General features: G+C 67.1%; 14 protein-coding genes, 1 tRNA gene and 1 pseudogene. 6 read left to right on the forward strand and 10 right to left on the reverse strand.

Annotated elements, in window-relative coordinates; translation table 11 throughout:
* Window positions 1-264: 264 nt before the first annotated feature.
* The 8 genes and pseudogenes from istA to cysS all read right to left on the reverse strand — a co-directional run.
* Window positions 265-1659: pseudogene (gene istA, locus BM43_RS17355) on the reverse strand (IS21 family transposase); the annotation flags it as partial.
* Between the two features lie 1215 nt (window positions 1660-2874).
* The gene (locus tag BM43_RS17360; protein ID WP_036050211.1) at window positions 2875-4080 is read right to left on the reverse strand and encodes a tyrosine-type recombinase/integrase; all 1206 of its coding nucleotides are present in this window, start codon (window positions 4078-4080) and stop codon (window positions 2875-2877) included.
* A 159-nt stretch (window positions 4081-4239) separates the two neighbouring features.
* A tRNA-Ser gene (locus tag BM43_RS17365) sits at window positions 4240-4333 on the reverse strand.
* A gap of 172 nt (window positions 4334-4505) precedes the next feature.
* Window positions 4506-5756 carry an aspartate kinase gene (locus BM43_RS17370; RefSeq protein ID WP_013698592.1) on the reverse strand — a complete coding sequence of 417 codons (1251 nt, stop codon included), beginning with the start codon at window positions 5754-5756 and terminating at the stop codon, window positions 4506-4508.
* 334 nt (window positions 5757-6090) lie between these two features.
* A complete protein-coding gene (gene tilS, locus BM43_RS17375) occupies window positions 6091-7524 on the reverse strand; it encodes a tRNA lysidine(34) synthetase TilS (RefSeq protein ID WP_036053136.1) in 1434 nt (477 codons plus the stop codon).
* Between the two features lie 34 nt (window positions 7525-7558).
* Window positions 7559-8530, reverse strand: coding sequence for an acetyl-CoA carboxylase carboxyltransferase subunit alpha (locus BM43_RS17380; protein WP_013698595.1), 972 nt, complete (start codon window positions 8528-8530; stop codon window positions 7559-7561).
* 105 nt (window positions 8531-8635) lie between these two features.
* Window positions 8636-9544: a DNA-3-methyladenine glycosylase family protein gene (locus BM43_RS17385; RefSeq protein ID WP_036050209.1), complete on the reverse strand. Its 909-nt coding sequence runs from the start codon at window positions 9542-9544 to the stop codon at window positions 8636-8638.
* A 47-nt stretch (window positions 9545-9591) separates the two neighbouring features.
* Window positions 9592-10986, reverse strand: coding sequence for a cysteine--tRNA ligase (cysS, locus tag BM43_RS17390; protein ID WP_036050207.1), 1395 nt, complete (start codon window positions 10984-10986; stop codon window positions 9592-9594).
* A gap of 230 nt (window positions 10987-11216) precedes the next feature.
* On the opposite strand from cysS, the gene BM43_RS17395 reads away from it, so the two are divergent.
* The 4 genes from BM43_RS17395 to BM43_RS17410 all read left to right on the forward strand — a co-directional run bounded on the left by BM43_RS17395 (window position 11217) and on the right by BM43_RS17410 (window position 13975).
* Window positions 11217-11954 carry a tetratricopeptide repeat protein gene (locus tag BM43_RS17395; protein WP_036050204.1) on the forward strand — a complete coding sequence of 246 codons (738 nt, stop codon included), beginning with the start codon at window positions 11217-11219 and terminating at the stop codon, window positions 11952-11954.
* A gap of 41 nt (window positions 11955-11995) precedes the next feature.
* A complete protein-coding gene (locus BM43_RS17400) occupies window positions 11996-12571 on the forward strand; it encodes a peptidylprolyl isomerase (RefSeq protein WP_013698599.1) in 576 nt (191 codons plus the stop codon).
* A gap of 86 nt (window positions 12572-12657) precedes the next feature.
* On the forward strand, window positions 12658-13149 hold the full coding sequence (locus BM43_RS17405; RefSeq protein WP_013698600.1) for a peptidylprolyl isomerase: 492 nt from the start codon (window positions 12658-12660) through the stop codon (window positions 13147-13149).
* Window positions 13150-13171: 22 nt separating this feature from the next.
* The gene (locus BM43_RS17410) at window positions 13172-13975 is read left to right on the forward strand and encodes a UDP-2,3-diacylglucosamine diphosphatase (RefSeq protein WP_036039898.1); all 804 of its coding nucleotides are present in this window, start codon (window positions 13172-13174) and stop codon (window positions 13973-13975) included.
* Between the two features lie 61 nt (window positions 13976-14036).
* Here BM43_RS17410 and cysE read toward each other — a convergent pair whose 3' ends face one another.
* Window positions 14037-14807: a serine O-acetyltransferase gene (gene cysE, locus BM43_RS17415; protein ID WP_013698602.1), complete on the reverse strand. Its 771-nt coding sequence runs from the start codon at window positions 14805-14807 to the stop codon at window positions 14037-14039.
* Between the two features lie 255 nt (window positions 14808-15062).
* Window positions 15063-15839 carry an RNA methyltransferase gene (locus BM43_RS17420; protein ID WP_036050202.1) on the reverse strand — a complete coding sequence of 259 codons (777 nt, stop codon included), beginning with the start codon at window positions 15837-15839 and terminating at the stop codon, window positions 15063-15065.
* A gap of 353 nt (window positions 15840-16192) precedes the next feature.
* On the opposite strand from BM43_RS17420, the gene BM43_RS17425 reads away from it, so the two are divergent.
* Both BM43_RS17425 and atzF read left to right on the forward strand, forming a co-directional pair.
* Complete coding sequence (locus BM43_RS17425) at window positions 16193-17005, forward strand: inositol monophosphatase family protein (protein WP_013698604.1); 813 nt, start codon at window positions 16193-16195, stop codon at window positions 17003-17005.
* Window positions 17006-17309: 304 nt separating this feature from the next.
* Window positions 17310-19340 (forward strand): allophanate hydrolase, encoded by a 2031-nt coding sequence (gene atzF, locus BM43_RS17430; protein ID WP_036050199.1) that lies wholly within the window; start codon window positions 17310-17312, stop codon window positions 19338-19340.
* The last annotated feature ends 17 nt before the right edge of the window (window positions 19341-19357 follow it).

Raw genomic sequence — 19357 nt, forward strand, 5'->3', positions numbered from 1 at the left:
GCAGCAAGCAGTTCTCCGGCGCCGGCGACGGGATCACGGATGGAGACGCTGCCGATGCCGCTACCCAGTATCTCCAGGCCAGAACTACGTAGAACGTAGGCAGAGATAGAAATCGCTTCGCCCGCGATCGACCCCATCTGCACATAGCGAAGCCGGGGCTCGCCGGTTCGCCCCAGAGGTAGTCCAGCACCACATCGACCTTCTCCGCGAATACACTGCGCAGCGTTTCGTCTGCGGATTCGTCAAGTTGCACTTTCTCGACGCCGGCGGGCAGCGAGGCGAGTTTCGCGCCGTTACGGCCCGTGGCGATGATTCTCTTTGCACCGAGGTGGGCCGCTCACCGGCGGCAAGCAACGTCTCGAGCCGCTCCGCAAGAACCGCCTCGACTCCATGATTGGCGGCCAGTTCAAGCAGCCCGACCATGGCTTTACAGGCTTCGCGCTGCGCGAGATGGGCCTCGAGCCGCTTCCATGTCCGGCGGTACGCTTCACGCGGGAACAAGTCGTCGCGAAACGCCAGCCCCTTGAACGCCCGGGGCTTGCGCTTGAGCGCCTCGATGAAGTGCCGGTAATCGAGCTTGCGACGGCGGCTATTTGCGGCATGGGAGCCCCGCGCGGTGCTATGCACGAGTGCTCCGGACAGATAGCAGTCGAGGTGATCGGCGTAGACACGGACCTTCAGACGGTGGCTGATCAGGCGTGACGGCACGCTGTAGAGAATGCCGCGCACGGTGAAGGTGCCGCAGCGTGTCACGCGTGCTTCGTCTTCGATGAAGTCGGTCGTGCGATGTGCGGGCAGATCCTGCAAATGTTCGCGTTCGGCGTTGAACGCGGCCGCGTTGCGGGGGTTGCGCCGCATGACGACCTCGCGCACGAACGCTTCATAGCCTGCACGATCGCCGAAGTCGCGATGACCACGCAGCATCAGTGCTTGGTCGATTGCCTCCTTCAGATGACGGTGCGAGGATTCCGCGCTGCCGTTCTCGTGGGCTACGTCCACGTTATTGTGTGTGCCGGCCATGCCGTAATGCACCAGCAGCGTGTCATAGCGAGCCGTGAAGTCCTCTTCGGTCTGCAAATTCTTGAACGCTGCCGATAGGCTGTCGGTGCGATGCTCATGTGGGCAGCCGCCGGCCTGCCACAGCGCGTTCAGCAAGCCGGTGGAGAGGGCCTCGAAGCTCTCGCCGTCTTCGACGACATAGGCGTACTCCCAGTGCGAGAACGCGAGAACGAAGTGATAGAGCCGATGATCGACGGGCGCGCCGGCGATCATCACGCGCAGATCTCGCATGTCGGTGAAGTCCGACAGTCCCTCCACGCCGGGCAAGTGCTGCTGCGGGAAGAAGATCTCCTTGCAGGGGCCCTCAAGTGCACGCCATTGGCTGACGCGCCGCTCTAGCGTGCGCCGCATGCTGTCAGGAAAGAGGCCGAGATGCGCCTCCTGTAGCTTGCACAGCAGCGTGATGGCCTTGAGCCGGGGCGCGTGGCGCAGCAACGGCACGACCTCGCTCTGCCAGACTTCTGCGAATGGATCGTGACGCGTGCGCTATGTGCGCGGCGGCTTCTGCGACGGCAGACGGCCGTCATGCTCGATGCGCCGGGCCGTGCGAACGCTCATACTCGCTATGGCCGCGGCGACTTCCTGAGTGTGATGTTTGCGCCGGCCGTGCTGCTTGACGCCGTCTACCCGGCATTACCGCAAGGAAACTGCACGAGCGCCTCGTCGAACTGGCACCCGCGATGTATTCCAGTGCCCGGCTATGCACCCTGCAGCGCCGCGTGAAAGCACGGCGATCAAACCGCGCGAGGGAACTGGTTACCAGAATCCTCGATGAGCCAGCCTTCATCGCAAAACAATTGGAAAACGACAATTAGGCTGGAGTAACATCTTCCCGTGAGGCAACACGCGCCGGCCATGCTGCTTGACGCTATCTACACTGGCTCGCGAATGAACAAGTTCTCTCATTCTCTGCGGGTTATTTTGCCACGTACCACCTTACGATGGGTTCGGGGGTCGAGGTCGATGTGGCGATTCAGCACGATCATCTGTTGATCGTCTCGCTGGGCGTTGCTGAATGCGGGACGCTGACACGTACGACATGGACGCAGCCCCAGATATCGATTCCAAAGCGTTGGCAGGCAGAGTCCGTCGCCGCAGGGCGCACATCTGCTTCCGAGTCGATTGGGGCTTCCTATAATGGGACTGACGATCCTGGTTTGTCTGGGCCTTCAGCAGACATGGAAGCGAAGACGAGTGATGCTACGGATATCGATCCGTGGTGGTATGCATTCGGCGACCCCGAACTGGACCGGCTCGTCGAGCGGGCTTTGGCTGGCGATCACGATCTTAAGACCGCAGTCGAAAAAAAGATGGACACCTATGCTCCTCGCTCCTGCGGCTTACTGCCAGACGTCAAAGATGGATCGCTTACGGCAGACTGTGCTTGCGCCAAGGCCTACGCGCGCGCGCACCTCCCGAAGGCGAATAAGGCGGGCTTTCGCGCCTTCGCACCCACCACTGTGCTCGTTCATGATGCAGGTCCTCCTGATGGTGTCCGGTCACCGCCGGACGTTGCCAGATTAACTCGCCTTCACCGGCGCCTCAAACACGCGTTCAGGAGAATTGTTGCCAAAACCCGAGTGGTGCTCCCGCGGCGGATTTCTCATGGTTTCCCTGTGGTTCCCACTCCGCCAACACGACGAGCCGGTTCTTGCTCCGAGATCCCACGACGTAAAAAATCCTCGCTATTTCCAGCCGCATGGCTGGCTGGCGACCAAACTGCGGGCGACCGCGAATCACTGATGCGCAGAATGCCGCCGCCAGATCTGACGCCCATCATTTACGGGTTGACATTCGTGAGCGATCCAAAATTATCTATCTTTTCTCGTCACAGTATGCCGCCCAGTCGTCCATCATCTGCTTGCGACGCTGGAACATGTCACCGCGACGGTAGGCGGCCTCGACCTTGTCATCCACTGTGTGCGCCAAGGCCATCTCCGCCATCTCGTTGGGATAGGTCGTACACTCGGCGGCCCAGTCACGGAATGTCGAGCGAAAACCGTGTACTGTCAGGCCGGTGCGTTTCATCCGGCGCAGAACCGTGAGCATGGCCATGTTGGACAGCGACCTGCCCTTCTTCGTCCCCGGGAACACCAGGTCACCGTCTGTCTCTTCAAGCAGCCGGCGCACCAGTGCAAGCGCGGAATCAGGCAGCGGAATCCGGTGTGCCCGTTCGGCCTTCATCCGCTCTGCCGGCACCGTCCATATAGCCGCCTCCAGATCAAACTCGTTGCGCACAGCACCAATGACTTCGTTGGTCCTGGCTGCGGTCAGGATGAGCAGTTCGAGCGCCCGTGCCGCGAGGCCATCCTGCGCCCGCAGTGCCTTCATGAACGCTGCCGATTCCTTGTACGGCAGGGCGGCATGGTGCCGTACCTTCCGCACCTTTGTACGGGCAGGCAGGATCTTGTCGAGATGGCCTTTCCATCGCGCCGGATTCTCGCCTTCACGATACCGGTGCACCGTCGCCCAGTCGAGCACTGACTCGATACGTCCGCGCACGCGGCTCGCCGTTTCGGGCTTCGCCTGCCAGATAGGTTCAAGCACCCTCACAATGAGCGCTGTGTCGATATCACGCACGGGAAGCGACCCGATGATGGGTGAGGCATAGGTAGCCAGCGTGTTTTCCCATTGCGCCGCGTGCTTTTCATTTTTCCATCCGACGCGGTTGGCCTTGATGAATGCTTTGGTGCACTCATCGAATGTCCTGCTGCGTGCCGCAGTCGCCAACTGCTGCGCCCGCTCGGCGTGGCGGGCCTCGATCGGATCGACGCCTTCGAGCAGCATCCTGCGGCAGCGGGCTGCAAGTTCGCGTGCGTCGGCAAGCGAGACGACGTGCAGTGGCCCCAGGCCCATCTCACGCAACCGGCCCTCGCGCCGGAAACGGTAGACCCATGAGCGCGTACGCGCCACCGACACCTGAAGGTACAGACCACCGCCATCGCAATAATGGCCAGGCTTGTTCAGACGTGCCACACGAAGCGCGGAAAGACGGTGGATGGAGCGTGAAGTCGTGCTCATGACAGCCTCCTGTCTACCCATACTACTACCCATACTTCGGATTGCGATTGCAGGGTCTGGAGCGGGAAGGTCCGGCACAAGAAAAAACCCCGGAAGGCCAATGTGGCGGCCTTCCGGGGTCTGGTCCGGGACATTGCGAGATGCCCCGGGAGGTGCTCCTGGCGGAGACGGAGGGATTCGAACCCTCGATCCAGGTTTTGGCCCAGATGCTCCCTTAGCAGGGGAGTGCCTTCGACCTCTCGGCCACGTCTCCCAAACTTTCGCTCGCGCCAGGGAGGCAGCGCGACGAGAACGAAATTCTATCTGCTCATTGGGCCCAGGTCAAATGTTTCGGCACGCTTTTTTTGCCTAAACCACAACCCGCTTCCCAAGAGCCGCGCGGCCGAAAACGGCCGCGCGCTCGAATCCGCGAAAACCCCGCGAACTCAGGCCTGGTCCAGCTCGAACGCCTTGTGCAGCGCGCGCACGGCCAGTTCCATGTACTTCTCGTCGATCAGCACCGAGATCTTGATTTCGGAGGTCGAGATCATCTGGATGTTGATGCCCTCTTCCGACAGCGTGCGGAACGCCGTGCTCGCCACGCCCACGTGCGAACGCATGCCCACGCCCACCACCGAGACCTTCGAGACCTTCGGGTCGCCCAGCACCTGCTCGGCGTTGACATGGCCCTTGACCTGGTTGGTCAGGATGTCCATCGCCTTCTGGTAGTCGCCGCGGCCGACCGTGAACGTGAAGTCGGTCTTGCCGGCCACGCTCTGGTTCTGGATGATCATGTCGACGTCGATGTTCGCGTCGGCCACCGGGCCGAGGATCTGGTAGGCGATACCCGGCTTGTCGGGCACACCCATCACCACGATGCGGGCTTCGTCGCGCTGAAATGCGATGCCGGAAATGACTGCCTTTTCCATGGTCTCGTCTTCTTCAAAAGTAATCAGGGTGCCCGACTTCATCTCTTCGTCGAGCGCAATCAGGGGATCGGTCAGGCTCGACAGCACGCGCGTCTTCACGCGGTACTTGCCGGCGAATTCGACCGAGCGGATCTGCAGCACCTTCGAGCCGAGGCTGGCCATTTCCAGCATCTCCTCGAAGGTCACGCGGTCGAGCCGGCGGGCGCCGTCGACCACGCGCGGATCGGTCGTGTACACGCCGTCGACGTCGGTATAGATCAGGCACTCCTCGGCACCCAGCGCCGCCGCGACCGCGACCGCCGAGGTGTCCGAGCCGCCGCGGCCCAGCGTGGTGATGTTGCCTTCCGGATCGACGCCCTGGAAGCCGGTGATCATCACCACCTTGCCCGCCGCGAGATCCTTCTTGACGCGCGCATCGTCGATCGACTGGATGCGTGCCTTGGTGAATGCGCTGTCGGTCTTGATGGGCACTTGCCAGCCCGCGTAGCTGACGGCCGGGACGCCGATTTCCTGCAGCGCGATCGCCAGCAGGCCGACGCTGACCTGCTCGCCGGTCGAGGCAATCATGTCGAGTTCGCGCGGATCGGGCTGGCTCGAGATTTCCTTCGCGAGACCCAGCAGGCGGTTCGTTTCGCCGGACATCGCCGAGGGCACGACCACCAGTTGGTGACCGGCCTGATGCCATTTCGCGACGCGTTTCGCGACGTTCTTGATGCGCTCGACCGAGCCCATCGAGGTGCCGCCGTATTTATGTACGATGAGTGCCATTGTCGTTCAGAACAGGAGATTGACCGCGCGGGCGCACTGCGCTGGAAGCCGCGCTGCCGTTCGGTCTCGCGGCTTTTGGCAGGGGGACGACGGGAAAAACGGCGGGAACAGTACGCTGGCGTGGCGGATTTGCCCGGTCGGCGGATCAGGCCGCGCAAACCGGGTACGTCACGCGGAAAACCTGCACAAAATGCTCGAAAAATCGAGCCGAGCAAACGCTTGAGCGTACTCTATCGAGGTCCGCTTGACAAGCGAGCCGCAATGATCCGGTACCTTTAAAAAATGGGTGCCGCTACAAATCGGCATTTTTGTCATCACCCCGGCCCCATTTAATTCAGGCCATCAGCAAATCGGGGCGCCACTCGATCTGGCGGCGCGCGCCGCCGCCCTGCCCGGCCTCGGCGCCGGCCGCCTCGGGCGCGCGATTCAGGCCGATGCGCGGCACGAACAGCAGCACCGGGCCGACATGCAGCAGCGGCACGTCGCGCTGCCAGGCGGGCACGCCGCGCTCCTGGAACAGGTTCTTGAGCGTGCGCGAGGGGCCGCCGGTGGACATCCGCAGGCGTTCGCCGCCGCTGCGCGCGAGCACCATCAGCGGCGCCTGCGCGAGCGTGGCCTCGGCCACGCTGTTCTCCATCTGCCCCGCCTCGGCCGTCACCGGCCGGAACACGAAGCTGCCGCGCCAGGCCGGCAGGTGCCAGACCTCCTGGCCGCTCCAGTCGAGCCGCGCCACGGGGCGCTCGGGCGAGGTGCCGTCGTCGGGCGGATCGGCACTGTCGCCGGCCTCCCAATACACCTCCTCGCGATACAGCCTCAGGCACTGTCCCGCATGATCGATCCGCAGCGCATGCGACACCTGCGTCGCGCGCAACTGCTTGATCATCTCGGCAAGGCGCGCGGCCGATGCACCGGGCAGGCCGAGCGTGCGCATCCAGTGGCGCAGCAGGTTGGCGCCGCGCTCGTCGTCGAGCGCGAGCAGTCGCTCGCGCGACAAGGCGCGGCCCTCGTCCCGGGCGATCTCGGCGAGATCGCCGGCGGCCAGCGCGTCGAGCAGCCGCTGCGCGGCCGCCGCATGCTGGGCGGTACGCGCGAGCGCGTCGCGAAAACCGGGGAAATGCACCGACAGCGCCGGCAGCACCTCGATGCGCAGCGCATTGCGCGTATAGCGCGTGTCGGCATTGGATTCGTCGTCGATCCAGCGCAGCCGGCGCGCCTCGGCATAACGCTCGAGCTGGGCGCGCAGCAGATGCAGCAGCGGGCGCACGCGCACCATGCTCGCCTCGGCGGGCAGGTAGCGCGGCGCCATCGCGGCGATGCCGGCCAGGCCCGCGCCGCGCAGCAACTGCAGCAGCACCGTCTCGGCCTGGTCGTCGGCATGCTGGGCCAGCCACAGCGCCTGCGCGCCATGCCGCTCGCCCATCGCGTCGAGCGCGCGGTAGCGCACCTCGCGCGCGCTGGCCTCGACGCCGAGCCCGGTGCCACGCGGCACCTCGACGCGCTCGACATCGAAACGCACGCCGAGCGCAGCCGCGGCCGCCTCGGCATGCGCGAGCCACGCATCGGCGTTCGGGCTCAGGCCGTGATGGACATGCAGCGCCACGCAGCGCTCGGCGCCAGCGACGCGCGCGGCGGCTTCGAGCAGCACCGAGGAATCGAGCCCGCCGCTGTAGGCGATCGCGATCGTCGCGTGCTCGGGCAGTTCGCCCAAAGCAACGCGGACCGCGTCGAGTACGACGCGGTCCGCGTTGAGGTCATTCGGAGGAATCATCGGCATCACGCGCGAGGCACGTGGAAGACGGGGCTCAGATGCCCGGCGTGGTTTCCTTGTACTTGCCGTAGGCAAGCAGGCGTTCCAGGCGACGCTCGCGCAGCGCATCGATGCTCATGCCCTGGAACTGGCGCAGCGTATCGGCCAGCGCACGGCGCAGCAGCGCGGCCATGCCCTTCGGATCGCGATGCGCGCCGCCCAGCGGCTCGTTGACGATCTTGTCGATCAGGCCCAGCGCCTTCAGGCGGTGAGCGGTCAGGCCCAGCGCCTCGGCGGCCTCGGGCGCCTTGGCCGCGCTCTTCCAGAGGATCGAAGCGCAGCCTTCCGGCGAGATCACCGAGTAGGTGGAGAATTGCAGCATCAGCACGGTATCGGCCACCGCGATCGCCAGCGCGCCGCCCGAGCCGCCCTCGCCGATGATGGTGGTGATGATCGGCGTCTTCAGCTCGGCCATCACGTACAGGTTGCGGCCGATCGCCTCCGACTGGCCACGCTCCTCGGCGCCGATGCCAGGATACGCGCCCGGCGTATCGACGAAGGTGAAGATCGGCAGGCCGAACTTCTCGGCCAGGCGCATCAGGCGCTCGGCCTTGCGATAGCCTTCCGGACGCGGCATGCCGAAGTTGCGCGCCGCGCGCTCCTTGGTGTCGCGCCCCTTCTGGTGGCCGATCACCATGCAGGGATTGCCGCTGAAGCGGGCCAGGCCGCCGATGATCGACTGGTCGTCGGCAAAGGCGCGGTCGCCATGCAGTTCGTGGAAATCGGTGAACAGCTCGCTCACGTAATCGAGCGTGTAGGGACGCTGCGGATGGCGCGCGATCTGCGAGACCTGCCACGGCGAGAGATTCGCGTAGAGGTCCTTGGTCAGTTGCTGGCTCTTCTTCGACAGCCGCTCGATCTCTTCCGAAATGTCGACGGCCGAATCGTCCTGCACGAATCGCAGTTCCTCGATCTTGCCTTCCAGTTCGGCGATCGGCTGTTCGAAATCCAGAAACGTGGTCTTCATGTATGGGAGTCCTAGGTCGTGCGGCAGCGCGTATTCTAACCGCGCTGGTTCGCATCAAAATCGACTCGAAACTATCGAGTCGATTTAATCAATAGCAAAAACGGATCAAGTGTCACCGGATTCCGGGTCAAGGCTGCGCCACATGTACCAGGTTGCGACAGTACGCCACGGCTCCCAGTTGGCTGCGACCTCGCGCGCCTCGCTGCGCGTGACGGGTTCACCGCTGAAGTAGTTGACGCTGATCGCGCGGATCAGGCCGGGGTCGTCGAGCGGCAGCACGTCGGGCCGCGACAGGTTGAAGATCAGGAACATCTCGGCGGTCCAGCGGCCGATGCCGCGGATCTGCGTGAGCTCGGCGATCACGTCCTCGTCTTCCATCGAGGTCCATTTGTCGACGTGCAAGGCGCCCGAAACAAAATGCTGGGCCAGGTCGATGATGTATTCCGACTTGCGCTTGGACAGGCCGCAGGCCGCGAGCTTCTCCAGGCCGAGGCGGATCACCTGCTGCGGCGCGAGCTTCGGGCAGGCGGCTTCGATCGCCGCCCACACGGCCTGCGCCGAGCTCACCGAGATCTGCTGGCCGACCACCGAGCGCGCCAGCGTGACGAAGGGATCGCCGCGCTTGACCAGATGCGCCGGGCCGAATTTCGGAATCAGCTTCTTGAGAATGCGATCGCGCTTGACGAGATCGGCGCTGGCCTTGTCCCAGTACGGGGGGCGCACCACTTCCTCGGCCTCGGCGGACGACTCCGGCAAGGCCGCCTCGTTCGCACGGGCCTTGCGCGCGGCGCCGTCGACGAGCTCGGCCGCGAGTTCGCGTTCCGCGCTCTCGGCACGCGCCGGTTTCGCCGCGCCGCGCGCGGCCGGCGAATGCGCCACGCCGTTGACAGCGCCCGCGCGCGGGTCGGTCGCGCGCTTGGCGGCGACCTTCCCGGCCGGCGCGCGGCCGGTGGCCGGCGAGCGTGTCGCCGCGCGAACCGCGCCCTTTGCCGGCACTTTCCTGCCCGTTGCCATCTTGCCTCCTGCCTGACGAGTCGATCAGCGGAACGGACGACGCGCGATCAAACGCGACGCCATTCGGTCAACCCGCCCGGTTTGTCTTCGAGCGCGACACCGGCCTCGAGCAAGGCTGCCCGGATCCGGTCTGCTTCGGCATAGTTCTTGGCCTGCTTGGCGGCCACGCGCTCGGCGATGCGTGCTTCGATCGCCTCGCCGTCGAGCGCATCGGCGCCGGCGCCCGTGGCCTGCTGCAGGAAGGCGCGCGCATCGCGGCCGAGCAGGCCCAGCAACGCGCCGAGCTGCTTGAACTGCCGCGCCAGCGCGGCATCGCGGGTGCGATTCACCTCGCCGGCCAGTTCGAACAGCACCGACACGGCCAGGGCCGTATTGAAATCGTCGTTCATCGCGGCGGCGAAACGCTGCGCGTGCGGCTCGTCGGGATCGAGCGGCGCGCCGTCGGGCGTGACGTCCTTGAGCGCCGTATACAAACGCGTGAGCGCGGCGCGCGCATCGTCGAGATGCACTTCGCTGTAGTTCAGCGGCGAACGATAGTGGGTACGCGCGATGAAGAAGCGCACCACCTCGGCGTCGTACTTCTCCAGCACTTCGCGGATCGTGAAGAAGTTGCCGAGCGATTTCGACATCTTCTCGCTGTCGACCTGCACGAAGCCGTTGTGCATCCAGGTGTTGACGAAGGTTTCGCCGGTCGCGCCCTCGCTCTGGGCGATCTCGTTCTCGTGATGCGGGAACTGCAGGTCCTGCCCGCCGCCGTGGATGTCGAAATGATTGCCGAGCAGCGTGCAGCCCATCGCCGAGCACTCGATGTGCCAGCCCGGGCGGCCGCGCCCGTACTTCGAATCCCAGCTGGTATCGGCCGGCTCCTCGGGCTTCGCGCGCTTCCACAGCACGAAATCGAGCGGATCCTGCTTGGCGTCGTTGGTCGCGACGCGCTCGCCGGCGCGCAGGTCGTCGAGCGACTTGCCCGACAGGCGGCCGTAGTTCGCGAACTTGCGCACCGCGTAATTGACGTCGCCGTCCTTGGCCTGGTAGGCGTAACCGTTTGCCTCGAGGGCCGCGATCATGCCGAGCATCTGCGGGATGTAGTGCGTGGCGCGCGGCTCGTGGTCGGGCCGCTCGACGCCGAGCGCGTCCAGGTCCTCGTGCATCGCCGCGATGAAGCGGGAGGTCAGCTCGCCGATGGTCTCGCCGTTCTCCACCGCGCGACGGATGATCTTGTCGTCGATGTCGGTGATGTTGCGCACGTAGGTCACGCGATAGCCGAGCTGGCGCAACCAGCGCTGCACGATGTCGAACACCACCATCATCCGCGCATGGCCGATGTGGCAGTAGTCGTAAACCGTGATGCCGCACACGTACATGCGCACTTCGCCGGGCTGACGCGGCACGAAGACTTGCTTGTCACGCGCGAGCGTGTTGTAGATGCGCAGTGATTCCATAGAGAACAAACGAGAGCCGATGAGTGCCGCCCTGGCGAAGGGCGCCTGCGTGTGAATCCGCTCGGAGCACCCGCCGCTGCCCGGCACGACGCACCGTCGACATGGAGGCGTCGGTCGGACGACGGGCGAAGCGGTAACGGCCGCGAGAGGCAAAAGACAGTCCGCGGCTCGCCGGAACGCGCGGACGATTTGCTAGAATGGCTCGGAGTATAACATTGCGATTTGAGCCTATGAAATCTTCCCGCGGCCGCGCGACGAGCGCTGCGACCCTCCTTGCGACCACCGTCCTGGGTGTCGTGCTGGCGCTCCCGGCCTGGGCGCAGAAGGCCCCCGCCACCGCCGACGGCACCCCGGAGATCGACGCCTCGATCACCAGCCGCAACTGGTCGGCGGCCCTCTCGCAGCTCGATGCGCGGATCGCCGCGAACCCGCGCGACGTGCAGGCGCAGTTCAAGCGCGGCACCGTGCTGGCCCGGCTCAATCGCGACGACGACGCGATCGCGCAGTTCCTCGCGCTGACCCAGGCCTACCCCGAACTCCCCGAGCCGTACAACAACCTCGCCGCGCTCTATGCCAAGCATGGCCGCTACGACGACGCGCGCGCGGCGCTGGTCACGGCCACCCAGGCGAACCCCGACTACAGCCTCGCCTACGAGAACCTCGGCGACCTGTACCTGCGCCTGGCCTCCGAATCCTACAAGCGCGCGCGCTCGCTGGGCCGCACGAGCGGCGCGAGCGCGCAGCGCCTGGCCGACATCGAGCGGATCATCGCGCCGCCAGCCGCCGCGCAACAGGCAGCGCAGGCCAAGGCCGACAAGCCCGCCGCCGCGAGCCGGGCCGAGGGCGTCTCGGCCGATGCCACCTCGAACCTGTCGACCATCACACCGCCTCAGCAGTCGAACTTCGAGTTCAACGGCGGCGGCGGCGCGACGCTGGCCACCCCGCCCTACGTCGCGCCCTCGCACTGAGGCGGCCGGGCCGTCATTTTTTCATCAACCAGAGGATCGTCATGAAACGTCTGTTGTTGGCGCTCGGCAGCGCCGCCCTCGTCGCGACCGCGCCGGCCCATGCGCAAACGGCCGCCGCGCATCCCGTCGTGCAGTTCAAGACCACGCAGGGCGACATCCGTGTCGAGCTCTACCCGGAGAAGGCGCCGAAGACGGTGGCGAACTTCCTCGACTACGTGAAGGCCGGCCAGTACAACGGCACGATCTTCCATCGCGTGATCCCGGGCTTCATGATCCAGGGCGGCGGCTACAAGGCGAACTTCGACGAGAAGCCGACGCGCGCGCCGATTCCCCTGGAAAGCCGCAACGGCCTGAAGAACCTGACGGGCACCATCGCGATGGCGCGCACCAGCGATCCGAATTCGGCCACGGCCCAGTTCTTCATCAATACCGTCGATAATTCCAACCTCGACTACCCGAACCCGGACGGCAACGGCTACGCCGTGTTCGGCAAGGTGGTCTCGGGCCTGGATGTCGTGAAGAAGATCGAGGCGACCCCGACCACCTCGCGCGGCTCGATGCGCGACGTGCCCGAAAAGACGATCACGATCGAATCGGCGAGCGTCGTCGGCAAATAATCCGGCGCGCCACCAGCGCCCCTCACGCGGCCGCGTCGTCACGACCGGCCGCGTGCCATTTCACCCACCTCAACGAAGGAACCATCATGGTTGAACTGCATACGAACCACGGCGTGATCAAGCTCGAACTCGACGCCGCCAAGGCACCGAAGTCGGTGGAGAATTTCCTGAACTACGTGAAGGCCGGCCACTACGACAACACGGTGTTCCACCGCGTCATCAACGGCTTCATGATCCAGGGCGGCGGCTTCGAGCCGGGCATGAAGCAGAAGCCGACCGAGGCACCGATCGACAACGAGGCCAACAACGGCCTGAAGAACGACACCTACACGGTGGCGATGGCACGCACCAACGATCCGCACTCGGCCACCGCGCAGTTCTTCATCAACGTCAACGACAACGACTTCCTGAACCACTCGTCGCCGACGCCGCAAGGCTGGGGCTACGCCGTGTTCGGCAAGGTGGTCGAAGGCCAGGACGTGGTCGACGCGATCAAGAAGGTCAAGACCGGCAGCAAGGGCTTCCACCAGGACGTGCCGGCCGACGACGTGATCATCGAAAAGGCCGTGGTGGTCTGACGCCGTCGAGGGAGGCACTTCGATGCTGCAGGAAACACCGCCGCGAAGCGTCTCCGGGGGCGTGCCGGGCGAGCAGGGTCTCGCGCATGCGGCACGCCCGTTTCTGTTCATCTCCGACCTGCACCTGAGCGAGGCGATCCCGCGCACCGTCGCCGCGTTCGAGCATTTCGTGCGCGTCACGGCCGACAGCGCCGACTCGGTGTTCATCCTCGGGGACCTGTTCGAATACTGGGTCGGCGACGACATCCTCGACGACGACCCGTTCGCGCAGCGCATCGCCGCGCTGCTGCACAGCTTCTCGGAGCGAGGCATCGCGCTCTACGTGATGCACGGCAATCGCGACTTCCTGCTCGGCCGGCGCTTCATGAAGGCCGCGGGCGCGATGCTGGTGCCGGACCCGTCGGTGGTGCTCGCCTTCGGCCGGCGCATCGTGCTCGCGCACGGCGACGCGCAGTGCACGGCCGATCGCGGCTACCAGTGGTTCCGCGGCTTCGCGCGCAATCGCCTGGCGCAGTGGCTGTTCCTCGCGCGCTCGCTGCGCTGGCGGCGCGGCCTGGCCGAGCGCATGCGCGCCAGGAGCGAGGCGGGCCGCGACCGGCCGATGCTGCCGCGCTACGACGTCACGCGCGAGGGCATCGCCGAGCTGTTCGAGCGCAGCAGCGCCGACACCATGATCCACGGCCATACCCATCGCCCCGCGCGGCACATCGAGCCCGAGGGCACGCGCTGGGTGCTGCCCGACTGGGATCTCGACCATGGCAGGCCGCGCGGCGGCTACCTGCGCATCGACGCCGAGGGCGTCGCGGCGCTGCCGCTGGAACACTGAAACGACAAGGGCGGCCTCTCGGCCGCCCTTTTCCATTGGCGATTCCTTTCTCGATCCGGGCTCAGCCCGTGTGCTCGACCGCGCGCCCTTCCAGCGCGGCCGACAGGCGGCGCAGGTCCAGCCGGCCATCGGCCTGGAGCGCCTCGAAGCGCTCGCCGAGCCGCTCCAGCGCGGCGACGATCTCGTCGACGCGCTGCGATTCCTTGGCCGCATGATCGATCAGGCCGTGGATCGCCAGCGACATCGGATCGTCGGCGTTCGGCGTGATGCCGTAGGCGCAGAACGCGGCGCGCTCGGGCGCGGCGGGCCGGCTCTCGGCCGGCAGCACCACGCGCGCGGGATTGCCGACCGCCGTGCCGCCCGCCGGCACCGGCTTGACCACCACCGCGTTCGAGCCGATCTTGGCGCCCTCGCCGATCGTGAAGCCGCCCAGCACCTTGGCGCCCGCGCCGACGATCACGCCGCGCTCGAGCGTGGGATGCCGCTTCGCGCCGCGCGTGAGCGAGGTGCCGCCGAGCGTCACGCCCTGGTAGATGGTGCAGTCGTCGCCGACCACGGCGGTCTCGCCGATCACCACGCCCATGCCGTGATCGATGAACACGCGCCGGCCCAGCGTCGCGCCGGGATGGATCTCGATGCCGGTCATGAAGCGCCCGACCTGCGAGACGAAGCGCCCCGCCCAGCGCTGGCCGCGCCGCCAGAAGGCGTGCGCGAGCCGATGGAAGACCAGTGCATGGATGCCCGGATAACAGGTGAGCACTTCCCAGGCGCTGCGAGCGGCGGGATCACGCTCGCGGATCGTCGCGATGTCTTCTCGAAGTCTCGTGAACATGGTGTGTCGATGACCGGGGAGGGATGTTCTTGCCGCCTGCCGCGCGGCGCTTATGCCTTATCGCCATTTGCTTATGACGTGCGACGATTGTAGGGCGACTCGCGCGCGGCTGCTGGCGACGGATTTTGTCCCCATCGGCGCCGGGGGTATTCGCCGGCGCGCATCGCGGCTCGGCTCGAAGAATCCTCAGGAACGCCAAGCAAGCGCCGGGCGCCTGCCGCCGTCAACGGCGGCCTCGGCGCCCGTGCCCGAGGCTCAGTGCTCGCCGCCCGACTTCATCAGGATGTGCTTGGCGACGCCGCGCAGGATGTTGACCTCCTCGCGCTCCAGCCCGGCACGCGAGAACAGCCGCCGCAGCCGCGGCATCAGCTTCTTGGGATTGCGCGGATCGAGGAACTCGAGCGCAACCAGCGCCTGCTCCAGATGGGCGAACATCTTCTCGATCTCGTCGGCCTGCGCCAGCGTGCCGGCCGCGCCGTCGTGGTGCTCGGCGGCCTGGCCCTCCAGCAGCGCCACGCGCAGCTCGTAGGCCAGCACCTGGATCGCCTGCGACAGGTTCAGCGAGCTGTAATCGGGGTTGGCGGGGATATGCGCGATCGCGCTGCAGCGCTCGACATGCTCGTTCGACAGGCCGACGCGCTCGTTGCCGAACACGAAGGCGATCTCGCCGCCGTCGAGCTGGCGCCGCGCCTCGCCGGCGGCGGCGCGCGGCGCCAGCCGCGGCGGCCCGTATTCGCGGCTGCGCGCGGTCAGCGCGGCCGACCAGGACACGCCGGCCAGCGCCTCGTCGAGCGTGGCCACGATGCGGGCGGCGGCCAGCACGTCGTCGGCGCCGCTGGCCATCGCGATCGCCTCCGGGTCGGCCAGCACCTCGGCCACGCGCGGCGCGACCAGCACCAGTTGCGAGAAGCCCATGGTCTTCAGCGCGCGGGCGGCGGCGCCGACATTGCCGGGATGGCTGGGCTCGACGAGCACGAAGCGCGCGGCACGGAAGGCTTGCGGCGGGGCGGGGATCGGGGGCGAAATGTCCAACGTCGATGGGTCCGGCTGAGAAAACGGCAAGGAAATGGGAAACAAACGGGAAACGAACTGGCGGTATGGTATCGCCAACGCCGTCCCAATCCCACCCGTCCGAACGGCCGGGCCGGCGGCCCCGGGCGCGAGACAGTCGGAAAAACGCCGCGACTCGGGTAAAATGCCGCTTTCCGCGCTCGCCGGCCGCCCCGCCTCCCCGTTTTCCGAGGCTGTCCGCCGCCTGGCGCCCCGTTCTTTGCCAATTCGCGTCTTCCGTCGACGAAACGTCCGTCCGCCTTGCGGCGGGCGCGCTTCGCCGGTTCCAGTCACCTCGTGGCGGCCCCGTGCCGCCGGCTACAGGATCCAGTTCCATGCATCCCATGCTCAATATTGCTGTCAAGGCTGCGCGCCGCGCCGGACAGATCATCAACCGCGCCTCGCTCGATCTCGACATGATCGAGATCCGCAAGAAGCAGCAGAACGATTTCGTGACGGAAGTCGACAAGGCCTCGGAAGAGGCCATCATCGATACGCTGAAGACGGCCTACCCCGACCACGCGATCCTCGCCGAGGAATCCGGCAAGTCGGACAACGAGTCCGAATTCGTCTGGATCATCGATCCGCTCGACGGCACCACCAACTTCATCCACGGCTTCCCCTACTACTGCGTCTCGATCGCGCTCGCGCATCGCGGCGTGGTCCAGCAGGCGGTGGTCTACGACCCGAACAACAACGACCTGTTCACGGCCACCCGCGGCCGCGGCGCCTTCCTGAACGACCGCCGGATCCGCGTCGGCCGCCGCGACCGCCTGTCGGACGCGCTGGTCGGCACGGGCTTCCCGTTCCGCGAGAAGGACGGCCTCGAGGCCTACACGCGCCTGTTCGTCGAGATGACCCAGGCCTGCACGGGGCTGCGCCGCCCGGGCGCGGCCGCGCTGGACCTGGCCAATGTCGCCGCGGGCCGCCTGGACGCCTTCTTCGAGCAGGGCATCAGCGCCTGGGACATGGCCGCAGGCAGCCTGCTGATCACCGAGGCCGGCGGCCTGGTCGGCAACTACCACGGCGACGCCGACTTCCTCGACCGTCATGAGATCGTCGCGGCGAACCCGAAGATCTACGCGCAGATGATCCCGATCCTGAACCGCTACTCGCGCGTCGGCGGCGAGGCACCGGCCCAGCAGTAAGCATCCGCGCCGGGCAGCACGGCCCGCATCCTCCGGGATGCGGGCCGTTGTCGTTTACGGCCGGCCGCATCGACCACGCCGCGCACCAGGATCGGACGTCCGCACCATTTCGGACGCCGCCGCGCACCAGCCGCGTAGCCCGCCGCCGGCGCGATCGAGACGCGGCGCGCCCGCGCCCGCTCGCCCCTGCCTCCCGCCGAGCCTTGTCCGGCAAGCCTTCCCCGCCTTCTCGCCGATCACGCCGGCGCCCCTGGCACGCAACCTGCATCTTGAACGCCATCTTGAATACAAGATTGAGTTCCGAATGCCAGACCGACAACGCACCTCGATTACCACCCTGCTCGCCGACTACGCGGCAGGCACGCTGACCGTCGCGAACCGGATCGACGCGGCGCTCGCCGCCCTCGAGGCGATGGACCGCCCCGAAGCCTGGATCCACCGCGTCGAACCCGCCGAACTGCATGCTCGCGCGGCCGAACTCGACGCGCTGCGCGCCGCGCACGGCCCCGCCGTCGTCGAGCGCATGCCGCTGTTCGGCGTGCCCTTCGCCGTCAAGGACAACATCGACGTGGCCGGCCTGCCGACCACCGCCGCCTGCCCCGCCTTCGCGAGCACGCCGGCCGAATCGGCCCAGGTGGTCGCGCTGCTGCTGGCCGCCGGCGCGGTGCTGATCGGCAAGACCAACCTCGACCAGTTCGCCACCGGCCTGGTGGGCGTGCGCTCGCCCTATGGCGCGGTGCGCCAGGTCGACCATCCCGACTACGTCTCGGGCGGTTCCAGCTCGGGTTCGGCGGTAGCGGTGGCGGGCGGCGCGGTGGCCTTCTCGCTGGGCACCGACACGGCCGGCTCGGGCCGCGTGCCGGCCGGCTTCAACGGCATCGTCGGGCTCAAGCCGACGCTCGGCCTGCTCAGCAAGCGCGGCGTGGTGCCGGCCTGCCGCACGCTCGATACCGTGTCGATCTTCGCGCCCGAGGTGGAGGACGCCTGGCGCGTGCTCGGCGTGCTGGCCCGCTTCGACGCGGCCGATCCCTATTCGCGCGCGGTGCCGCCGCTCGGCCTGCCGAACCGCGCCTGGCGCATCGGCGTGCCGGCCCAGCCCGAATTCTTCGACGACGCGCAGGCCGAGGCCGCCTACATGCAGACGCTGCGTCACCTGGCGGCCGACCTGCTGGCCGACCCGGTCGCCGTCGACATGGCGCCCTTGAACGCCGTCGCACGCCTGCTCTACGACGGCCCCTGGGTGGCCGAGCGGCGCGCCGCGATCGGCGGCTTCCTCGACACCGAGCGCGAGGCGATGGACCCGGTGGTGGCCGCGGTGGTGGCGCGCGCCGATGCCTTCAGCGCCGTCGACGCGTTCAACGCCCAATACGAACTGGCCGAGCTGCGCCGCGCCGCCGAGGCGATCTTCGCCGAGCTCGACGTGCTGATCGTGCCGAGTGCGCCGACCCATCCGACCATCGACCAGGTGCGCGCCGATCCGATCGCTGTCAACAGCCGGCTGGGTTACTACACCAACTTCGTCAACCTGCTCGACCTGTGCGCGCTGGCGATCCCCGCCCTGCCGCGCGCCGACGGCCTGCCGGCCGGCATCACGCTGATCGGCAAGGCGGGCGCCGATCACCAGCTCGCCACGCTCGGCCGCGCGCTGGTGGCGCGGTTGGCTGCGCAATCCGGCGCTCGCACGGGCGCGCAAACGGCTGCTCCGTCGCCCTCTTCGGCGGGCGCGTCATCGACCCTGTCATCGGCCCTTTCATCGACTGCTGGATCGCCGGCTTCATCAGCCTCCCTGCCCGGCTCGCAATCGGGCGCGCGCCCCGCCGATACGTCCGCCAGTCAGCCCTCGACATCCGGCCCGGCAGCCGAACCCCTGCCGCCGCTGCCCGCCAACGAGCCCACCCTGATCGTCGCCGTGGTCGGCGCGCACCTGCGCGGCCAGCCACTCAACGGCCAGTTGCTCGAAGCCGGTGCGCGCTTCGTCGAAGCCACCGTCACCAGCGCCGACTATCGCCTCTATGCACTGGCCGGCACCACCCCGCCCAAGCCGGCCCTGGTCCACAGCCCCGGCGACGCCGACGGCCGCGCGATCGCGATCGAACTGTGGGAGCTGCCGCTGCGCCTGTTCGGCGGCCTGGTCGCCCAGGTGCCGGCGCCGCTGGGCATCGGCACGGTGCGCGTGGCCGACGGCAGCGCGGTGAAGGGCTTCATCTGCGAGCCGGCCGCGCTCGCCGCCGGCCGCGCGCTGGACATCACGGCCCACGGCGGCTGGCTCGCCTACCTGCGCGAGCGCGCCGCGCCGACGAGCGCCGCCACCTCCTCCCTCCCCCTGAACGCCTGACGCTGAACGAGAACGCC

This window comes from Burkholderia gladioli (assembly GCF_000959725.1).
GTDB lineage: Bacteria > Pseudomonadota > Gammaproteobacteria > Burkholderiales > Burkholderiaceae > Burkholderia > Burkholderia gladioli.